This window comes from Allokutzneria sp. NRRL B-24872 (assembly GCF_002155965.1).
Classification (GTDB): Bacteria; Actinomycetota; Actinomycetes; order Mycobacteriales; family Pseudonocardiaceae; genus Allokutzneria.
The window spans coordinates 43,760-62,921 of sequence record NZ_MUMH01000169.1; the positions used below are offsets into that span (position 1 = coordinate 43,760).

Consider the following 19,162-nt stretch of genomic DNA (forward strand, 5'->3'; position numbering starts at 1 on the left):
GTGACGTGCACGGACGGACTCTAGACGAGCTTCTCGATGCGGCCCTTGATCACGATGTACGGCGGCAACAGGGGATCGCGGAACCGGTACCGAAAACGCCGGGACGACCCGATCCGCTGCAGAATCCCACCCCGCGACCCCTCCGACGAGAAGTTCTTCAAGTGCACCGCGAACGCCGGGATGTCATAGGCCTTCCCCGTGATCAACCGCAACTTCTCCCGCACGTCAGGCGCACCGAAAGACCCCAGATCATCCTTCTCCGCCACCGCGCACGCCAACAACACCTCCTTGTACAACGTCTCCCGATTGCTCTGCGTCGCCCGGTGGTACCGCTCCCGAACACTCTGCGACGCCGCGTCCAACGCATCGGTCAACGCGTCCTCGAAGTCCGCCCGCTTCACCAACTCCCGCCCGGCCTCCAACGCCCGCGTCGTCCCGTACTGCCCCAACAGGTGCGTGTAGTGCGGCAACCCCTGCGACATCTCCGCCACCGCGTCCACGAACTTCGGCTGCGCCTGCATCGACAACGCCCGCACACCCCGCCGCACGATCTCCCGCAACTCCTCATCGGTCATCCGCGGCATCTGCACCTGCACCAACGACCGCTGGATCGAAGCGTGCTCACTCACCAACTCGTCCACCGTGTCCGCGACACCCACCAGCACCACGGTCGCCTCGACCGACCGATCCGCCAGGATCTTGATCGTGTCCGCGATCAACGTCCGCACCCGCTGATCCCTCGGCCGGTCGAACTCATCGATCAACACCACGATCGACACGCTCTCGCACAACATCGCCAGCACCCGCACCACCGAATGCGGCGTCACCCGCCCCGGCAACAACTCCGTCCCCGACTGCAACACCCGCCGCGCCGAGTGCCCGAACCCCATCCGCGCCTCCTGCGTCAGGATCGGGATCTGCTCGAACACCCCCGTCCAGATCGACTTGAAGCTGTCCTCGGAATTGCACACGTAGTACGGCGCCACCACCGTCTCCGGCAACAGGTTCTGCGTCACCCGCGCCAACGACGTCTTCCCGACCCCGCGCTCCCCGTAGATCAACGCGTGCTGACCCCGCTGCGCCGCCACCCCGGTCAACGTCCGCAACTGCGACTTCCGCCCGGCGAACAGATCCCGGTCCATGATCGGAGCCGCCGGGCTGAACGCCCGCCCGACCGCGCTCGCCCGCTCCACGTACTCGCTCTCGTCCACGGTGATCGCCTCCGACCGGTCGTGGTACCCCGAACCCCCGACTATCCCGAACCATGATCAGCGTCCAAGTTCGTTCCGGTCACGGTTCGCACCCGTCACCCACTCAGCACACGGGGGAGGGCACCGACCCCCGCACCACGAACACGCACGACGGCACCTGAGCCAGAACGTGCAGATCCGACACCCGCAACACCGACACCGCCCGCGCCTCACCCGTCCGCGACCCCGCGAACTCCACCGGACCCGACGCACCCTCGAACGACCGCAACTCCCGGATCTCTCGACCCACCGCGACCCGCTGCGCCGCGGGCACCCGCACCGCCTCCGCGCGTCCGCACCGAACACCCGCGAAGCGTTGTCGCTGTAGCCGACGCACTCCTTGATCCCGTCCAACCACCGCAGCTCGACACCGGGGGAGAAGGGGCGCAGGCAGTCGTGCCGCCACCGCAGGTACAACCCGTCACCCGCCGCGAGCACCCCGGCCGTCAACACCGCCACCACCAACGGGACGAAAACCAGCTTCCGCGCCAGCAACGGCGGCCGCCGCGCCTCGAACACCACCACCGCATCGCCGTCACCAGCAGCACCCTCCGGCAGCTCCAAGAACAGCAACCGCGCGTCCGGCCGCAACGTCTGCCGCCCGGCGGGGAGCCATTCCCGCCACTCCTCGAACGCCTCCTTCGCCTCAGCCACCGGAGCCGACACCGTCGCCACGATCAGCAGCGGGCCGTGCTCCGTCGACTCGTTCCGGATGTCGTTGACCAGCCGCAACAACCGCCAGCCACCGTTGTCCTCGGACACGTTCTCCAACAGCACCGGCACGTACGAGGTCCGCCGCCACCTCCGCAACCGCACCGCACGAGGCCGGTACTCCGCGCGCAGGTCCTGGAGGAAGGCGTGCGCCAGCAGCTTCTCCAGGTTCTCCGTCGACCGCCCGCTGCGCGTCAGCCGCTCAGCGAAACCGACGAACCCCGTCGAGTGCCCGGGCACCATGAAAGGCTGGCGCATCAACCACTTCGGCTCCCGCCCGAACACGCACCACAGCCACGCGCGCACCGGCCGGCGCCACACCGCGAGCAAGGTCAACAACCAGGAAGGCTGGGGGAGAGCACCGTCGAACCCGCCCGAGGCCGGTCGGTTCTCCGGATCGACGGGCCGCCGGTACCCAGTCCTGCAACCGCCGGAACATGTCCCGGTGCCCGTCGTCGCCCGGCGCCAGCGACTGCGAGCTCAGCCAGTCCACCAGCCCGTAGTGCCGGAACCGCCGCAAACCGTTCCTGCTGAACCTGTTCACCTTCAACTGCGTCGCCAGCTCGTCCAGCAACGGCAACAGCGGCAGCGAACCTCGGCGCGCCGGCTCCCAACGCCGCGCGCAGGCCTCGTCAGCGCCATCGGCGTCGATCCTGGCGAAGTCGTGGTCGTCACCCGAGGCGTTCTTGATCAAGCAGATCACGGGGAGCGGGCGGTCGCCGCGGATCGCCTTGTCCGGCCGACGCCACCACCTCGGGCGGTCGACGAGCTCGCGGAAGACCGCCAGCAACGCGCCAAGTCCGTTCGCCACCGAACCTCACCCTCTGTGCGCCGACAGCTGCGGAGGGGAGTATCACCAGAGGCCGACGGGACGGGTCCCGAACGCTTAGTTGACATAATGTAGATTATCGGCGTTTTGCCGACCTGGGCGGATACGTCTGAGAGGGGCTTCGAACGCCTGGTGTGCCGAGCTTCCGCGGCTGGTCGCACAGCCCGCGGATCGCTGACTGCCGCACGCGCTGCTCATGCGCGCTTCGCTGTGCCGCCCGCTCGTCGTGCTGCGACGGGGTCCGCGAGGTGCGGAGGCGGCCACCGGGCACTGAGGGGCCTCCAGGGGCTCGCCCACCGACGTCCGGACACCTTCCCTCGTTTCGTCACAGTGACGCATATGGGCATGGTGTCCGGACGTCGGCACGGAAGCGAGAATGCGCACCCCGGCAAATTCGGGGATCATTCCCGCACTCCCCGTGTGGACTCAGGAGAAACGACCGACCCCCATCCGTATTTGGTGGATAACAGTAATTATCCACCAAACTGGCAACGGTGGTTACTCGCGCGATCAATTCTTCCCGCAGGCGCATCACCCTGGACAAGAACGCGCGCGACTCTCTCCCATGGGCGAAGGAGCTGCTCAGCGGGTCGTAGAATCCGTTTCGTACTCATAGCGGGAAATGAGACCGCTCCCCTGGCGACGCTAGGCGGCGGCAAGGGCGTTGATGAGGTCGGGAGTGCGGCCGAGCATTCGGGTCAAGGCGATCGGGTCCATGTAGTCGTCGTAACGCACGATCTTGCCCTCGCGGATGCGCAGGACGCCCAGCGCGGTGAACGAGTATGCCTCGCTGGGCGCCTTGGCCCAGCCGTGGTGGGTGATCTCGATGACGATCACCTCGGGGTCGGTGCTCTGGTGTGTGACCAGGCCGACCTCGTGGACGTCGATCAGCTCACGGTGCACCGCCGCGGCGCGCCGGTTCGCGCGGATGGCGTCCTGGCCGACGAGTTCCCTCGTCATCGTCGGCGGGGCGAACGGGAAGGTCATGACGCCGTCCGGGGCGAAGAGGTCGGCGAAGTCGACGTGCTCCCGGCCTTCGACCATGCGCCGGACCTGCTCTGCGACCTGCTGGTTCGTTGCGCTCATGGGCGCTCCTCGTAGAATCGGAACGGTGACTCCGCTTCGACTATACGGAACGCACGCCCCGGTTGGTAGCCGTGGCTGAGCGTCCGCTGCGCGCCGACGCTCGGCGCAACCGGGAACTGGTGCTCAAGGCGGCGAAGGAGGTGTTCGCGGCCTCCGGCTTCGGGGTGCCGCTGGACGAGATCGCCGCGCGCGCTGGCGTGGGGCCGGGCACGGTCTACCGGCACTTCCCCACCAAGGAGGCGCTGTTCGAGGCCGTGGTGACGGCGCAGGTGCAGGACCTGGTGGCCGGGGCCAGGGAGCGGGCCGGGGACGAGGACCCCGGCGCCGCCTTCTTCGGCTTCCTGGCGCGGCTGGGTGAGCAGGCCGTGTCGAAGCGGGACCTGACGGATGCGATCGCGGTGCCGAGCGCGGTGCGCGAGGAGCTGCACGAGGTGCTGGGTGAGCTGATGCGGGGCGCTCAGCGGGTGGGTGCGGTGCGCGCTGATCTGGAGACGGCGGATGTGGTCGTGCTGTTGAAGGGGGTGCTGGCCGGGCTGCACGACTCGTCGCTCGGCGAGGTGTCCGCGGAACGGGCTGCGCGGTTGTTCGGGGTGTTGAGCGCGGGTCTGCGCGGGTCAGGCGGGTGAGCTGGCGCCGGGTGGGAGGCGGTCGATGTCGAAGGACGTGGAGATCTCGCGGTAGGTGATGCGCCAGACGCCGTCGCGGCGGGTGTAGACGTCGCGGTAGGTGCCGCCGCCGCGGACCCAGGAGCCGTCGGGGAACTGGACGGAGATCTCGGCGTCGGCCTCGCCGCTGGCGCGGTCGCCGTCGAGGGTGATGACGTGGTTGGCGGTCCAGTGGTGCATCTGCTGGTACTTCTGCCACTCGGCCTTGATGCCGGCGCGGATGGCGTCGAGTCCGTCGTGGCGGCGGCCGGGGGTGGGTGCCCAGACGGCGTCCTCGTGCCAGATGGCGGTGAAGCGGTGCAGGTCCTGCTTGTCGGCGCCGTGGCAGTACTCGTGGACGAGCCGCTGGATGGCCAGTTCGCTCTCGACTCGGTGGAGGCGGTCGGCCAGATCATCTGTCATACCGGCGACTCTAGGCGCGTCTAGCCTCAGCGGAATGGCGAATGAGGTGTGGGGGCTCGACGGTGTTGCCCGATCGTGGCCGACGGAGCTCGCTGAGGACGAGCTGCGGTTGCAGTGGGAGTTCCTGGGGTTCTTGCGGGCGACGGCGGTGAACAAGGTGGTGGGTGTGGCGCCGGAGCTGGCGGCGGCGACTCCGTGGCCGACGTCGCCGTTGATGAGCTTGTTGGGTGTGGTGAAGCACCTGACCGCGGTGGAGCGGTTCTGGATGTCGCGCGTCGGTGGTGGGTTGGACGTGCCGTTGCTGTGGGATTCGGAGGACGAGTGCGCGGAGTTCCGCCTCTCCCCCGCTGACACTCCGGAGGCGGTGTTGTCGGCGTACCAGGCGGAGTGGGTGCGGTCGGAGGAGGCGTTGGCGGGGTTGGGGCCGGACGACCTGGCGCTGCGCGAGGTCGGTGGTGATCGGACGGTGCGGTGGGTCTTGGCGCACGTGGTGCAGGAGACGGCTCGGCACGTGGGGCACCTGGATGTGTTGCGGGAGTTCGCTGACGGGTTGGTCGGCGAGTAATCCGGTTGCCGGTGTCGGCAGGATCGTGGCATGGGTGTTGAGCTTGTTCGTGGTGTGAAGCTGAGTGATGTCGCGGAGTACGCGTACGCGTCGGTGGCCAACGGTGTGGTGTTCACGGCGGGTGCGTGTCCGTTGGACGCGGAGGGGCGGACGGTCGCGGTCGGCGATTTCGTGGGGCAGGCGCGGCAGGTGATGGAGAACCTGGAGGTCGCTCTGCGTGCGGCGGGGTCGTCGTTGGCGGGGGTGGCGAAGTCGACGGTGTACGTGCGGTCGTCGGAGCAGGCGGATCTGGTGGCGGTGTGGGAGGTCGTGCGCGCGGCGTTCGGTGACCACGATGCGCCGAGCACGTTGCTGGGTGTCGCGGCGCTGGGTTATGACGACCAGTTGGTCGAGGTCGAAGCGGTGGCGGTGCGGGGCTGAGGTGGCTCAGGTGGAGGTTGTCCTGCTCTGGCACGTGCGGCACGCGAGGAACCTGGACGGCTCGATCGATCACGTCGACGATGAGGGCGAGCTGGCCTTGGACGAGGAGGAGGGCGATGACCTCAAGCTCCTCGGTGTCTATTCGTCGGAGCGGCGTGCTCAGGAGCGGATCGAGCGCGCGCGGGAGCTTCCTGGTTTCGCTGATGAGCCTGACTGCTTCTTCACGTCCAGCTGCGTCGTGGACGAGGACCAGTGGGCGGACGGGTTCTTCACGGTGTGGCGCGGGGTGAGCGATGGGTAGTTCGTTCGGGCGGTCTCGGGCCGACGCGGAGCATGGGTTGTACCTGTCGAACGGGGGCACGGAGGTGTTCCTGGACGTGCTCGCGCTGGCGGCGTGCGATCTGGCGGCGTCGGAGTGGGAGGTGCGGTTCGCGTTGCTGTGCTGCAACTCCCGCATCGGTGGGGGCAACGACGGGTTCGATCTGGACGAGCTGCCGTGGGGTGAGGCGGAGTGGCCGGTGCAGCGGGAGTTCCTGCTGCGGGTGGTGGACACGGCGTTGGGTCGGCACCGGTGGGAGGTGTTGGGGTACGACCCGCCTGCGGCGTTGGGCTACCTGCGGCGGTATCGCGAGGTGGTGCGCGGGTACGTGCCGGCCCCGCCGTTGTCGTCGGTGGTGGGTTGGTGGGAGTACGAGCGCGATGAGGCGCATCTGCGGCGGTGTGGGCGGCACGGGTTGTTCGTGGGTGTGTTCGAGGACTGTCGTCTGTGCGCGGGTTGAGTGCTCAGCAGTGCAGTTTCGTGACGATGAGCATGTCGTAGCAGTGGATTTGGTGCCGCTGGCTTTGCGCGGTAGGTCGACGCCGTCGTAGTCCAGTGCTCGGAGCGTGGACTGGCCGGGGCGGAGTGTGCGGCGGCTCCTCGTGCCCCAGCTCTTGATCGCCTTGATGGTCTTGTTCGTTCTGTTGCTGACCCAGCGGAGGGGTGGCCCAGTCGTTTGCGGCAGGGTGCAAAGCAAGCCGATTACCTGCTGGTAACGGGTTGTGACGAGCGGGTGTGGGTGGCGTGGGCCGTGACGTAGCGTCGCTGGCCTTACCCCCTGTTGGACCAGGGAGGACCCGTGACCGCCTCCGCGTTGCACCCGCTTTCCCGCGTGCTGGAGTTCACCGCGCGTGGTTGGTGGGGGCCGGAGACGGTGGACGGGTTGTTCCGGCGGCAGGTGCGGGAGCGGCCGGGTGCGCTGGCGGTGGTGGACTCCCCCGAGAAGGTGGAGCTGACGGGGATCGCGCCGCACCGGTGGAGTTGGGCGCGGTTGCACGTGGAGGTGGACCGGCTGGCGGCGCTGTTGCAGCGCAACGGTGTGGGGCCGGGCGACATCGTGGGTGTGCAGTTGCCGGGCTGCGTGGAGCTGGTCGCGACGTTCCTGGCGGTGGTGCGCCTGGGTGGTGTGGTGTGTCCGTTGCCGGCGCGGTACCGGGAGTACGAGCTGCGGGCGCTGTTGCCGTTGGCTGGTGTGCGGACGTTGGTGACGGCGACGCGGATCGGTGGGCGGCGGCCGGCGGGGGTGGCGCGTCAGGTGTGCGGTGACGTGGTGACGGTGTTGGCGTTCGGGCCGAAGGTGCCGCGTCGGGTGGTGGCTGTGGACGCGGCGGAGCGGGCGGTCCCGGTCGGGGGTTATGAGGCCGATCCGAACCATTGCGTGTCGATCTGCTGGACGTCGGGGACCGAGGGGACGCCGAAGGCGGTTCCTCGGGCGCACTACGACTGGTTGGCGATCGCGCGGGCGTGTGCCGGCGCGGTGGCGTTGGCGGCGGACGATGTGATCGTGAATGCGTTTCCGCTGGTGAACGTGGCGGGGATCGCGGGTGCGGTGTTGCCGTGGTTGTTGTCGGGATGTCGGTTGGTTGCGGGGCAGCCGGTTGATCTTGTGCGGCAGATCTCGGCGGAGCACGTGACGTGTGCGGTGGTGCCGCCCGCGTTGTTGGCGTCGTTGGTGCGGCGGGAGCTGCCGTCGGTGCGCGCGATGGTGGGTTCGGGGTCGCTCTCCCCTGGTGTGGTGCGGGAGTGGCAGGAGCGGCGTGGTGTGCCGGTGGTGAGTTTCTTCGGGTCGTGCGAGGGGACGGTGCTGTTCAGCACGGCGGCCGATGTCGCTGATCCGGAGGCGAGGGCGCGGTTGTTCCCGCGTGGGGCGTTGCGGATGCGCTTGGTCGATCCGGTGTCGGAGCGGGAGATCACTGAGCCTGGCCGCGTGGGTGAGCTGCGGGTGGCGGGTCCGACGGTGTTCCCGGGCTATCTGTTGGGGACCGGGGACGATCCCTTTGATGAGCTGGGGTTTCTGCGGACGGGTGATCTGTTCGAGTTCGTCGGGCCGTTGCTGCGCTATGTCGACCGCGTACGGGATGTGATCGTGCGGGACGGGGTGCGGGTGGTGCCGTCTGCGGTGGAGTCGGCGTTGGCGGAGCACCCGTTGGTTGCGGAGGCCGCGGTGGTGGCGTCGCCGGAGGGCGAGGTGTGCGCGTTCGTGGTCGCGGACGTTCTCGACGACGAGGCTGTGCGTGAGCACCTGCGGGGGCGTGGTGTGGCGGTGCCGGATCGGTTCGAGATGGTCGACGCTCTCCCCCGCACCTTCGCGGGGACGTTGGTGCGGCGGGAGTTGCGTCGTCGTCTCTAGCGCCGGTCCTGCGCGTGGTTGAGCCGCGTCTGCCGGCGTCGGCGCCGCCCCAGGCCAACGCCCACTCCACGTCTCCCAGGCGCGCCAAGATTCCGTTTCGTACTCATGACGGCCTTTGGGAGCGCTCTATTTCCCGTTATGAGTACGAAACGGGGGTTTCCAGACCACCGCGAGGCGCGTTGAGGGGGTGCGGGCGGTGGGGTGCACGGGGAAGAGTCTACGTGGCTGGCGCGGAGCGGGGTCTGGTGTGGATCTTCAGAGGTCGGCGAGGAGTTCGTCGAGCTTCTGGTAGCCCTCGACGACGCCGGTCTCCATGCCGCTGGCGATCATGGCGTCGCGGGCTTCCATGGTGTCGACGACGGAGAGGCCGACGATGCGGCTGCGGCCGTCGCCGAGGTCCTCGAAGGTCATGGTCTCCAGGCTGACGCCGTCGGGGTAGCCCTCGTAGGTGAAGGTCTGGACGATGCGCTCGCCGTCGCGGACCTCGTGGAAGGAGCCGTAGAAGGAGGCCAGCAGTTCGCCGTCGCGGGAGTTGGTGAAGCGGTAGCTGCCGCCGGTGCTGGCGTCCCAGTCCTGGATGTCGGTGGTGACGCTGCGGGGGCCGATCCACTTGGCGTAGAGCTCGCGGTCGGTGTAGGCGCGGAAGACCTTGGCGGCGGGGGCGTCGAACTCGCGGGTGATGCGGATGGTCGGCAGGTTCGGGTCGGCTTCGATGGTGGTCTCGTTGCTGGTCCTGGTGCTCATGACGCTGCTCCTTCGGTGTCTTCGCGTGCGTCTTCGGTGTCGTCCATGGCCGCCAGGAGGGCGTCGAGGCGGGTGAACCGCTCCTCTGCCTGGCGGCGGTAGCGCTCGATCCACTTGGTCATGAGGTCGAACACCTCCGCTTCGAGGTGGCACGGCCGTTTCTGGGCGTCGCGGCTGCGGCTGACCAGTCCGGCGTCTTCGAGCACTTTGAGGTGCTTGGAGACGGCCTGGGTGGAGACCTCGTAGGGCTCGGCCAGCTCGCCCACGGTCGCGTCGGCGACGGAGAGCCGGGCGACGATGTCGCGGCGGATGGGGTCCGACAGTGCCGCGAAGACCCGGTTGAGCCGGTCGTCGGGTTGGGGCGCGGTCATCGGGTCACCTCCAGCTCGTTTGCAACCATTTGGTTGAGCAAGACTGTAGGAGCCGCCCCCGGCGTTGTCAACCTAATGGTTGCGCAAGTGCCTTGAGCTGCGCACGAAGCGGCCCCCGCCCAGGTTCGGGCGGGGGCCGCTGGCAGCGCGAGGATCAGAGGCGGGCGTGCTTGGGCATCGTCTCGGTCACCGGGTCGATCTCCTCGGGCCTGCGCCCGGTCAGCTTGTCCACCACCGCGTACAGCACCGGGACCACCACCAGCGTCAGCAGCGTCGAGCTGACCAGGCCGCCGATCACCACCACGGCCAGCGGCTGCGAGATGAACCCGCCACCACCGGTCAGCCCGAGCGCCATCGGCGTCAGCGCGCCGATCGTGGCCAGCGCGGTCATCAGGATCGGGCGCAGCCGGTGCCGCCCGCCCTCCACGATCGCCTCCGTGGCGCCCATGCCCTCGGCCCGGTAGTGGTTGATCAGGTCGATCAGCACGATCGCGTTGGTCACCACGATCCCGACCAGCATCAGCAGACCGATCAGCGCGGGAACGCCCAGCGGGGTGCCGGTGATCAGCAGCAGGCCCAGCGCGCCGGTCGCGGCGAAGGGCACCGACACCAGCAGGATCAGCGGCTGCACCAGGCTGTGGAAGGTCGCCACCATCACCAGGAACACCAGCACGATCGCGGCGACCAGGGCCACGCCGAGGTCGGCGAAGGCGTCCTGCTGCTGCGAGGTCGCTCCCCCGATCTCGTAGGAAGCACCGGCGGGCAGCTTCAGCGCCTGCAACCGCTTGGCCAGCTCCGCGCTGGTCGCGCCGAGGTCGGAGCCGGTGGCCGTGGCGGTCACGGTGGCGCTGCGGGTGCCGTCGGTCCTGGTCAGCTGCGTCGGGCCGGTCGAGGTCTTCACCTCGGCGATGCTGTCCAGGCGCACCGGGCCCGCCAGGGTCGGCACCTGCATCGCCTTGAGGCCGTCCACGCTGGACGGAGTGCCGGAGCCGCGCAGCACGACCTCCTGCTCGGTGCCGTTGACCACGACCTTGCTCAGCGTGCTCCCGCGCAGCGCCTCGCCGACGACCTGGCCGACCGCGGCCTCGGTCAGCCCGGCGCGCGCGGCGGCCTGGCGGTCCACCTTCACGTCGACCAGCGGGGCGTCGGCGGTGAGGTTGCTCGCCACGTCCGTGGTGCCGGGGGTCTCGGCGACGGTGCGGCGGACGTCCTCGGTGGCCTTGGCCAGCGCGGCGTCGTCGGGGCCCTGGACGACGACCTCCAGCTTGGAGCCGTCGAAGCCACCACCGGCGGCCTGCACGCTGACCTTGCCGACCTCCACCAGGGAGGTGATCCGGGTGCGCAGGTCCTTCTCGATCGCGGCCTGGTCGGCCTCCACGTCCGTGGTGACCGAGAACGTCGCGGAGGTCGCGCCGCCCGCCGGGCCGCCGAGCCCGGGGAAGCCGCCCCCGCCGCCGATGGTGGCCTGGTAGGACTGCACGCCCTTGACCTGGCCGAGCACCTTCTCGATCTTCTTCGCCGCGGCGTCGGTGGCCTCGAGGCTGGTGCCGACGGGCATCTCCTGCTTGACCGAGAGGGTGTTCTGGCCGTCGCCGCCGATGAAGTTGGTCTTGAGCTGCGGCACCAGGGCCAGCGTGCCGAGGAAGATGCCGAGCGCGACGAGCAGGACCGTGGCGCGGTGGGTGACCGACCACCGCAGGACCGGCACGTAGCTGCGCTGGAGGAAGCCGTTGCGCTCCTTCTCCTCAGCTTCCTCGCGGTCGACGGTGGAGGGCTTGAGGAACCAGTACGCCAGCACCGGCACGATCGTCAGCGACACCACCAGCGAGGCCAGCAGCGCCACGGTGACGGTGAGGGCGAAGGGCGCGAAGAGCTGGCCGACCATGCCGCCGACCACGGCGATCGGCAGGAACACCGCGACGGTGGTGATCGTGGAGGAGGTCACCGCGCCGGCCACCTCGCGGACGGCCGTGGTGATCGCGACGCCCTTGGGTTCGCCGTAGCCGAGGTGCCGCTTGATGTTCTCCAGCACCACGATGGAGTCATCGACCACCCGGCCCACCGCGATGGTGAGCGCGCCGAGGGTCAGCATGTTCAGCGAGTACTCCCCCATCCACAGCGCGATCAGCGCGATGAGCACCGACAGCGGGATGGAGACGGCGGTGACCAGGGTGGAGCGCACGGAGAACAGGAAGACCAGGATCACCAGGACGGCGAAGACCAGGCCGAGCAGTCCTTCGGTGGTCAGGCCCTCGATGGAGCGCTCGACGAAGGGTGCCTGGTCGAAGACGACGGTCAGCGCGGCGCCCTGGCCGAGCGCGGTGCGCAGCTGCGGGAGCTTGTCGTTGACCGCGTGCGAGATCGCCACGGCGTTGCCGTCGGGGCCCGCGGTGACGCCGACGCCGAGGCTGGGGCGGCCGTTGGTCCTGGTCAGCGTGCTGGCCTCGGCCAGTCCCTGATCGACGGTGGCGACGTCGCTGAGCTTGACAGTCGTGCCGGGGCGGGTGGTGGAGGTCAGGGGCAGGTTCTTGAGGTCGTCGACGGAGGAGAAGGCGCCGCCGACGGAGACCGAGGAGGACTTGCCGTCGTCGGTGAGGGTGCCGCCGGGGATGGCGATGCCGTTGGCCTTGAGCGCGTTGCTCACCGACAGCGAGGTCATCCCGGCGCGCAGCATCTTCGCGGTGTCCGGGGTGATCGTGATCTGCGGATCGCGGGCTCCGGTCAGGGCGGCCTCGCGGACGCCCTCGATGCCCTGGAGCTCGGGCAGCACGTTCTGCCGCAGCGCCTTGGCCAGCGCCTGTTCGTCGGAGCCGCCGCTGGCGGCCAGCTGCACCACGGGCAGGTCGCTGGTGGTGCCCGCCACCACGCGCGGGGTGACGTTCTCCGGCAGCTGCGCGGAGATCCGGCTGACCGCGCGCTCCACCTCGCCGGTGATGTCGGAGACGGCGGTGCCGTAGTCGAAGGTGATCTGCACGGTCGCCGAGCCGGAGCGGGAGAACGCGGTCGTCTCCGTCACCCCCTGCACGGAGCGCACTGCGCGCTCGATCGGGACGGTGACCTGGGATTCCACGATCGCCGGCGCGGAGCCCGGGTAGGGCGCGACCACGGAGATCGTGGGCAGTTGCAGATCGGGCAGCATCTGCTGCTTGAGCGCGGGCACGGCCCACGCGCCGAAGCCGGTGATCGCGATCGCGATCAGCGCGATGAGCCCGCGGTTGGCGAGGCTGAGCCGGGCCAGTGCTGACATCTCGGGATCGTCTCCTCGCTGCGGGGGTCTCTGGAGACCAGCTGAGCACTCCAGCCCGAAGGACAGCTCGAACGAACCTGGAAGTCCGCTGAAAAATTGTCGCGACCTGCGTCACCACCGGCACCGTCGAACGGCACTGTCAGACCGGCCAGGCAGGATGCGCGCATGGGTTTCACCACGCCGGACAAGCCGGTCGACATCGTGGCGCTGTTCCCCGAGCTGACCGAGTCCGCCCGCACCGCGGTCCGACTGCACCCCCGCGAGGGCGCGACCACCGCGCACGAGTCCTCACTCGGCGGGCCGCTGCTGTGGCCCGCCGAGGAGCCGTGGCCGGTGTGCACGATCGACCACGACGACCCCCGGCCGCTGACCAGCGCTGAATGGCAGGTGCTGGAACAGCGCAAGAACGCGCTCAACGACGAGATGAACGCCCTCATCGGCGTTGGCAACCACGGCGACGTGACGCCGATCTATCGCGAGTTCGAAAGGTGCAGGCGAGCATCCGGGAACTGCGGCGCGTGGAGTACGCCGACGATCCGGCTGCCTCGTTGCCGATGGTGGCCATCGCGCAGTTCTACGCGCGCGACATTCCGGAACTGCCTTTCCCCGAGGGCACCGACGTGTGCCAGGTGCTGTGGTGCCCGGTCGACCACGAGCCGCACTACGCCCCTCGACCCCAGGTGTGGTGGCGGGACAGCTCGACGGTGAAAGAGCTGGCCACAGCGCTGGAGCCGCACGAGGACAGCGAGCCCGGCTGCCTTCCGAAGCCGTGCCGGATCGCACCAGAACGCGTGGTGGAGTTCCCCGACAGCGACGAGCTGGACTCCGAGGAACTGCGGGACCGGATCGCCGAATGGGAACAGGACCAGACGTGGAAGTACGGCCCGCACTTGTCGGCAGCGCCGGGAACGAAGGTCGGCGGATGGGGCTACTGGATTCAGGACATTTTTCAGCCGGAATGCGCGCAAGGGCACCGGATGGATCTCCTGCTGACCGTGGCCAGTGCCGAGCACGGTGACGTCGGCGCGTGGATGGCGCAGGAGACGGCGGCGGAGCTGGACTTCCAGAAGGAGGTGCGCTTCACCCTGACCAACGGTTCCACCGGCAACACCTGGATCGGGAAGGACGAGGAGTTCGACGCCGCCGGGTTCTCCCTGTTCGGCCACGGCGTGCAGCCGGGGTCGGTGATCATCTCGGACAAGCTCGTCCCCGCCCACAACAGCGCGCCCAGAGGAATGGACCTGATGATCGGCGACGTCGGCAGCGTCTACCTCTTCGTGTGCCCCACGTGCCCCGACCGGCCCACGGCCGTGGAGTTCCAGTGCTGCTGAAACCGTGGATTCCCACCGAGACAGCGGCCGAGATGACCTTCCGGTCTGCCGGAGGAGAAGGCGTCCCGGACTACGCGACCGCGCCCAAGGGGACGGAACTGATGCTCGGCGACTCGGGAGGTCTCTTCTTCGTGTGCCCACCTGCTCCGACCGGCCCACGGCTGTCGAGCTCCAGTGAGGTGAGCGCCGCGCTTTGAGGTGATATTCAGGAACCGGTCAGGCTGCTTGCAGGCTCGTGCGCCAAGCTGCGCCCACACGCGACACGGGAGGAGACCGGCGGGGTGAGCGCCCAGGAGAAGACGCGGCTGCTCGTCGTCGACGACGAGCCGACGATCACCGCGCTGCTGAGCACCAGCCTGCGCTTCGTCGGCTTCGACGTCCGCACCGCCGCCTCCGGTACCGAGGCGCTGGCTGTGGCCGCGGAGTTCCAGCCCGAACTGCTGGTGCTCGACGTGATGCTGCCCGACCTGGACGGTTTCGAGGTGACCCGGCTCCTCCGCTCGCGCGGGGTGAAGGCGCCGGTCATCTTCCTGACCGCCCGCGACACCACCGATGACAAGATCACCGGGCTGACCATCGGCGGCGACGACTACGTCACCAAGCCGTTCAGCCTGGAGGAGGTCGTCGCCCGCATCCGGGTGGTGCTGCGCCGTGTCGGCGGCGGCGAGGACGAGGCCGACCAGCCACGCCCGGTGCTGCGCTTCGCCGACCTGGAGCTGGATGAGGAGACCTGCGACGTGCGCAGGGCCGGGCGGATCGTGAAGCTCTCCCCGACCGAGTACAAGCTGCTGCACTACCTGCTGCTCAACGCGGGCAAGGTGGTCAACAAGGCGCAGATCCTGGACCACGTGTGGCGCTACGACTTCACCGGTGACGCGCGGATCGTGGAGTCCTACATCAGCCTGCTGCGCCGCAAGGTCGACATCGTCGAACCGTCGCTGATCCACACCCTGCGCGGTTTCGGCTACAGCCTGAGGCTGCCGCAGGCATGAAGCTGCTCAACCGCACCACGACCCGGCTGCGCAGGCTGTCCCTGCGGGCGCGACTGCTCATCGGCACCCTGGTGGTGGCCGGGTTCGGGCTGCTCATCGCGGCGGCCGCGGCGGCGAGCCTGCTCGGCACCTACCTCACCGCGCGCATCGACGAGCAACTGCGGGTCGTGCACGAGGCGCTGATCCACCTCGAAGAGACCAACGACCCGTTCAACCCGCCCCCCAACGCCGTGCGCGTTGAGGGCTTCCCGCACGAGTACGTGATCGAGTACCGCAAGCCCGACGGCGCGCTGGGCAGGCGTTTCGCCGCCGACGAGCGCCCGCGCACCCTGCCGGAGCTGCCGCCGCTGGACCTGGAGTCCGCGCGGGCGCGCGGCGGGCAGCCCTTCGACGTGAAGGCGCTCGGCGGGCAGCGGCACCAGGGCTACCGCGTCAGCGTCCGCGTGATGGCCGGTGACCGGGGCCTCGCGGTCGTCGCCTTCGACACCACCAGCCGCGCCGAGACCCAGGGCAGCCTCGCGCTGATCGAGCTGGGCGTGGCGATCGTGGTGCTGATCGTGCTCACCGTGCTCGGCATCGCCGCCGTGCGCGTCGGGCTGAAACCCCTGGAAGACGTCGAAAGGACAGCGGAGTCGATCATCGCGCGCGGTGACCTCTCCCGGCGCGTGCCGGTGCGCAGCGCGCCGGGCACGGAGATCGGGCGCCTGGCGATGACGCTGAACACGATGCTCACCCAGATCGACGGGGCCTTCCAGCAGCGCGCGGAGTCCGAGGCGCGGTTGCGGCGCTTCGTCGCCGACGCCTCCCACGAGCTGCGCACCCCGCTGGCCGGGATCAGGGGGCTCGCGGAGCTGCACCGGCAGGGCGCGGTCACCCCGGAGGAGGTGACGCACCTGCTCAGCCGGGTGGAGGCGGAGTCGCGGCGGATGAGCGTGCTCGTGGACGACCTGCTGCTGCTGGCGCGCCTGGACGAGGAGCGCCCGGCGGATCGCCAGCCGGTGGACCTGATCCCGGTCGCGGCCGAGGCCATCGAGTCGGTGCGCGCGCTGGACCCCGAACGCCCGGTCAGCCTGGTGATCCTGCCCGAGGACTCGCCCGACGACGTTCCCCCGCCGCTGGTGCTCGGCGATGAGCAGCGGCTGCACCAGGTCGCGGCGAACCTGCTGGGCAACGCCTTCGCGCACACCCCGCCCGGCACGCCGGTGACGGTGCGCGCCGGGGTGTCGCCGGACGGGGCGCATGGGCTGCTGGAGGTCATCGACCGCGGCCCCGGGCTCACCGCTGACCAGGTCGAACACGCCTTCGAACGGTTCTACCGAGGCGATCCCTCGCGTACCCGCAGCACCGGTGGCTCCGGGCTGGGCCTGTCGATCGTGGCTGCGATCGTGGACACCCACGACGGCACCGTCGAGCACCTCCCCACCCCCGGCGGCGGCGCGACGTTCCGGGTCCTGCTCCCGCTGCTCTAGGGTGTCCGCACCCCGCTCGTCGAAAGGGGGTGGTCGCGGTGATCAGCTGGCCGCTGCTCGGGCACCTGCCTGCCATGGCGCGCGGGCCCTTCGCGTTCCTGGCTTCGCTGAGCCGGCGCGGCGACCTCGTGCGCGTCGACGTCGGCACCCTGCCGGTGTACGCGGTGACCAGCCCGGAGCTCATCCACCAGGTGCTGGTCACCGACGCCCGCGACTACACCAAGGGCAGGCTCTTCGACCGCGTCCGCCCGCTGCTGGGCTCCGGCCTGGTCACCGCCGACCGGGAAACCCACCAACGCCAGCGGCGGCTGATGCAACCCGCCTTCCACCGCGCCCGCATGCCCGGATACGCCGAGGTCATGCGCCGCCGAGCCGCCGCGCTCGCGGAGTCCTGGCGAGCGGGGCAGACCGTCGCGGTGGACAAGGCCATGCACGAGCTGACCCTCGGCGCGGTCACCGAGACGATGTTCTCCTCCGAGCCCAGCGCGGCCGCGATCGCCGAGATCCACCGCTCCCTGCCGGTGATCTCCCGCAACACCGCGATCCGCGCGCTCGCCCCGAAAGCGCTCGACCGCCTGCCCATCCGCGCGCACCGCGACTTCGACACCGCCTCCCGACGGCTGCGCGCGGTGCTGGAGGAGATCATCGGCTACTACCACGCTCGCGGCATCGACCACGGTGACCTGCTGTCGCTGCTGCTGAGCACGCCGATGAGCGACGTCCAGGTCCGAGACGAGCTGATCACCATCCTGCTCGCCGGGACCGAGACCTCAGCCGCCGCGCTGAGCTGGGCCTTCCACCACCTCGGCCAGCATCCCGAGAGCGCCGCGCGCATCCGCGAGGACCCGCCGTACGCCGAGCGCGTGCTGAACGAAGTGATGCGCCTGCACTCCGTGCCGTTGGTGATGCGGCGCGCGCTGGTGCCCGTGCGCTTGGCCGGACAGGATCTGCCTGTGGGGACGGAGCTGGTGATCAGCCCCTACGCCCTGCACCGCGACCCGAAGTGGTACTCCGAACCGGAGCGCTTCGACCCCGACCGAGAGCCGCCTCCGGCCGGTGCGTTCCTGCCGTTCGGGGACGGCGCGCGCAAGTGCATCGGCGACACCTTCGCCCGCACCGAGATGACGATCGTGCTCACCACCGTCCTGCGACAGTGGCGCCTGGACCCCGTGCCCGGTCACCGCGTGCGCGAGGTCTTCGCCGGGGTCCCGCACCCGCGCTCGCTGCCGATGACCGTGGCTCAGCCCTTGTAGCAGCGCGCCGCGGCGGTGATGCGCGGGTGCTTGCGGACGATCGCGTTGCGCAGGGTCACGTCGTTGTCGATCACCACGACCGTGCCCATCTCACCGGTGAGCTTGGCCAGCCGATCGGTCGGCTCCGCTGACGGCAGCCGCTTGCCGACGCTGTGCGAGCCCAGGATCGCGCGCATCACGCCGTTGTCCGCGTCGACCCCGGTCACGTACAGCAGGAACGTCAGCCCGGGGCCGTCCTCGACCTGCGGCACCGGGTTCGGGTTGCCCGGCTCGGCGGTGATCAGCGTGATCTCGGGGTTGAACACGAACGGCTCCGCGCCGAAGAACGCCTCCGCGACCGTGTGCATCCACGGCTGGTCGAAGGCCCACTTCAAGGACGCGCCCTCGGCACCGGTGTTCTCCCGGCGCAGCACCACCCGGTCGCCGTGCGCGTGCGTCAGGTTCCTGGCCTCGCGGAACAGCCGCTTCCGCTCGTCGCCGTTGACCTGCTCGACCAGCAGCGCCACGCCGTACTTCGACACCTGCTCCACGACCTCGGCCGGGTCGGTCTCGTACAGCTCGTACGGGAGGAAGTCGTCGTACACAGCCGCTCCTGTTCTCCGAGAAAACCTCGGCGGATTCGACCACAGCGCGCTGCCCGGATGGCGGAGCCGCGCCAGGCACGAGATGGTGAAGCGATGACTACCCAGGTACCCAAAGCACCCGTGTGGTCGGAAGTGGCGCTGGTCGGAGCCGGTGCGCTCATCACGTGGTGGGCCGTCGGCGACCAGTCCGCACAGATGCCACCGGGCACACGCCTCGACTACTACTACCAGCTGCCCGCCTACCACCCCGCTGTCGACGTGGCCCTGGGCGTCGCTGGCGTCATCATCGGCGTCGCGGTGTTCGTGCGCGCCAAGGGCCTGTGGCGGCTTCCCTTCGCCGCAGCGCTGCTGCTCGGCGCCGTGCTGGGCTTGTTCGGACGCGTCCTCACCGCGGGCGGCATCGGCGCGAACATCGGTGTCGGCATGGTCTTCATGATCGGCCTGCCGCTCACCGCGCTGTGCCTCATCGGCCTGCTCACCGGCAGCAAGCTCCGCGCCCGCGCCGCGTCCGAACCCGCCCAGCACTCACACTGAGCAGAAAGCAGTGAACCCCCGCGCTGAGGCGGGGGTTCAC

Annotated in this window: 20 protein-coding genes; 11 read left to right on the forward strand and 9 right to left on the reverse strand. The window is 69.6% G+C overall.

Annotation, left to right across the window (positions count from 1 at the left end):
- Window positions 1-20: 20 nt before the first annotated feature.
- The 4 genes from CCN37_RS33225 to CCN37_RS33240 form a co-directional block, all read right to left on the reverse strand.
- Window positions 21-1,211, reverse strand: a complete 1,191-nt coding sequence (locus tag CCN37_RS33225; RefSeq protein ID WP_086828606.1) for an ATP-binding protein — start codon at window positions 1,209-1,211, stop codon at window positions 21-23.
- 57 nt (window positions 1,212-1,268) lie between these two features.
- Window positions 1,269-2,219: a hypothetical protein gene (locus CCN37_RS33230; protein WP_143261921.1), complete on the reverse strand. Its 951-nt coding sequence runs from the start codon at window positions 2,217-2,219 to the stop codon at window positions 1,269-1,271.
- Window positions 2,164-2,772, reverse strand: coding sequence for a hypothetical protein (locus tag CCN37_RS33235; RefSeq protein ID WP_086828610.1), 609 nt, complete (start codon window positions 2,770-2,772; stop codon window positions 2,164-2,166). Before CCN37_RS33235 ends, CCN37_RS33230 begins: the two co-directional genes overlap by 56 nt.
- A gap of 663 nt (window positions 2,773-3,435) precedes the next feature.
- Window positions 3,436-3,876 carry a nuclear transport factor 2 family protein gene (locus tag CCN37_RS33240; RefSeq protein WP_086828612.1) on the reverse strand — a complete coding sequence of 147 codons (441 nt, stop codon included), beginning with the start codon at window positions 3,874-3,876 and terminating at the stop codon, window positions 3,436-3,438.
- Between the two features lie 71 nt (window positions 3,877-3,947).
- Between CCN37_RS33240 and CCN37_RS33245 the strand changes: the two genes are divergently transcribed.
- Complete coding sequence (locus CCN37_RS33245; RefSeq protein WP_246843459.1) at window positions 3,948-4,502, forward strand: TetR/AcrR family transcriptional regulator; 555 nt, start codon at window positions 3,948-3,950, stop codon at window positions 4,500-4,502.
- Here the strand turns inward: CCN37_RS33245 and CCN37_RS33250 are convergent.
- Window positions 4,491-4,943, reverse strand: a complete 453-nt coding sequence (locus tag CCN37_RS33250) for a nuclear transport factor 2 family protein (RefSeq protein ID WP_086828616.1) — start codon at window positions 4,941-4,943, stop codon at window positions 4,491-4,493. The genes CCN37_RS33245 and CCN37_RS33250 overlap by 12 nt on opposite strands.
- A gap of 34 nt (window positions 4,944-4,977) precedes the next feature.
- Here CCN37_RS33250 and CCN37_RS33255 point away from each other — a divergent pair, with 34 nt between their 5' ends.
- From CCN37_RS33255 to CCN37_RS33275, 5 genes are all read left to right on the forward strand, one after another.
- Window positions 4,978-5,508, forward strand: coding sequence for a DinB family protein (locus CCN37_RS33255; RefSeq protein ID WP_086828619.1), 531 nt, complete (start codon window positions 4,978-4,980; stop codon window positions 5,506-5,508).
- Between the two features lie 30 nt (window positions 5,509-5,538).
- Complete coding sequence (locus CCN37_RS33260) at window positions 5,539-5,928, forward strand: RidA family protein (protein ID WP_086828621.1); 390 nt, start codon at window positions 5,539-5,541, stop codon at window positions 5,926-5,928.
- Between the two features lie 10 nt (window positions 5,929-5,938).
- Entirely contained in the window at window positions 5,939-6,229 is a 291-nt protein-coding gene (locus tag CCN37_RS33265) for a hypothetical protein (protein ID WP_086828671.1), read from the forward strand.
- 37 nt (window positions 6,230-6,266) lie between these two features.
- Window positions 6,267-6,707, forward strand: a complete 441-nt coding sequence (locus tag CCN37_RS33270) for a hypothetical protein (protein ID WP_086828623.1) — start codon at window positions 6,267-6,269, stop codon at window positions 6,705-6,707.
- A 339-nt stretch (window positions 6,708-7,046) separates the two neighbouring features.
- The gene (locus CCN37_RS33275; protein WP_246843460.1) at window positions 7,047-8,597 is read left to right on the forward strand and encodes a class I adenylate-forming enzyme family protein; all 1,551 of its coding nucleotides are present in this window, start codon (window positions 7,047-7,049) and stop codon (window positions 8,595-8,597) included.
- Between the two features lie 255 nt (window positions 8,598-8,852).
- Here the strand turns inward: CCN37_RS33275 and CCN37_RS33280 are convergent, their stop codons facing one another.
- From CCN37_RS33280 to CCN37_RS33290, 3 genes are all read right to left on the reverse strand, one after another.
- A complete protein-coding gene (locus tag CCN37_RS33280) occupies window positions 8,853-9,341 on the reverse strand; it encodes an SRPBCC family protein (protein WP_086828625.1) in 489 nt (162 codons plus the stop codon).
- Window positions 9,338-9,712 carry a helix-turn-helix transcriptional regulator gene (locus CCN37_RS33285; RefSeq protein ID WP_086828627.1) on the reverse strand — a complete coding sequence of 125 codons (375 nt, stop codon included), beginning with the start codon at window positions 9,710-9,712 and terminating at the stop codon, window positions 9,338-9,340. Before CCN37_RS33285 ends, CCN37_RS33280 begins: the two co-directional genes overlap by 4 nt.
- A 154-nt stretch (window positions 9,713-9,866) precedes the next feature.
- Window positions 9,867-12,959: an efflux RND transporter permease subunit gene (locus tag CCN37_RS33290; protein ID WP_086828629.1), complete on the reverse strand. Its 3,093-nt coding sequence runs from the start codon at window positions 12,957-12,959 to the stop codon at window positions 9,867-9,869.
- 488 nt (window positions 12,960-13,447) lie between these two features.
- Between CCN37_RS33290 and CCN37_RS33295 the strand changes: the two genes are divergently transcribed.
- From CCN37_RS33295 to CCN37_RS33315, 4 genes are all read left to right on the forward strand, one after another.
- Window positions 13,448-14,290: a hypothetical protein gene (locus tag CCN37_RS33295; RefSeq protein ID WP_086828631.1), complete on the forward strand. Its 843-nt coding sequence runs from the start codon at window positions 13,448-13,450 to the stop codon at window positions 14,288-14,290.
- A 281-nt stretch (window positions 14,291-14,571) separates the two neighbouring features.
- Window positions 14,572-15,282, forward strand: coding sequence for a response regulator transcription factor (locus CCN37_RS33305; protein WP_086828635.1), 711 nt, complete (start codon window positions 14,572-14,574; stop codon window positions 15,280-15,282).
- A complete protein-coding gene (locus CCN37_RS33310; protein WP_086828637.1) occupies window positions 15,279-16,751 on the forward strand; it encodes a cell wall metabolism sensor histidine kinase WalK in 1,473 nt (490 codons plus the stop codon). The genes CCN37_RS33305 and CCN37_RS33310 overlap by 4 nt, the downstream gene beginning before the upstream one ends.
- Before the next feature lie 38 nt (window positions 16,752-16,789).
- The gene (locus CCN37_RS33315; RefSeq protein ID WP_210408313.1) at window positions 16,790-18,004 is read left to right on the forward strand and encodes a cytochrome P450; all 1,215 of its coding nucleotides are present in this window, start codon (window positions 16,790-16,792) and stop codon (window positions 18,002-18,004) included.
- Here CCN37_RS33315 and CCN37_RS33320 read toward each other — a convergent pair.
- The gene (locus CCN37_RS33320) at window positions 17,992-18,588 is read right to left on the reverse strand and encodes a hypothetical protein (protein WP_086828639.1); all 597 of its coding nucleotides are present in this window, start codon (window positions 18,586-18,588) and stop codon (window positions 17,992-17,994) included. The genes CCN37_RS33315 and CCN37_RS33320 overlap by 13 nt on opposite strands.
- Window positions 18,589-18,681: 93 nt before the next feature.
- Between CCN37_RS33320 and CCN37_RS33325 the strand changes: the two genes are divergently transcribed.
- Entirely contained in the window at window positions 18,682-19,122 is a 441-nt protein-coding gene (locus CCN37_RS33325; protein ID WP_143261924.1) for a hypothetical protein, read from the forward strand.
- Window positions 19,123-19,162 lie beyond the last annotated feature (40 nt).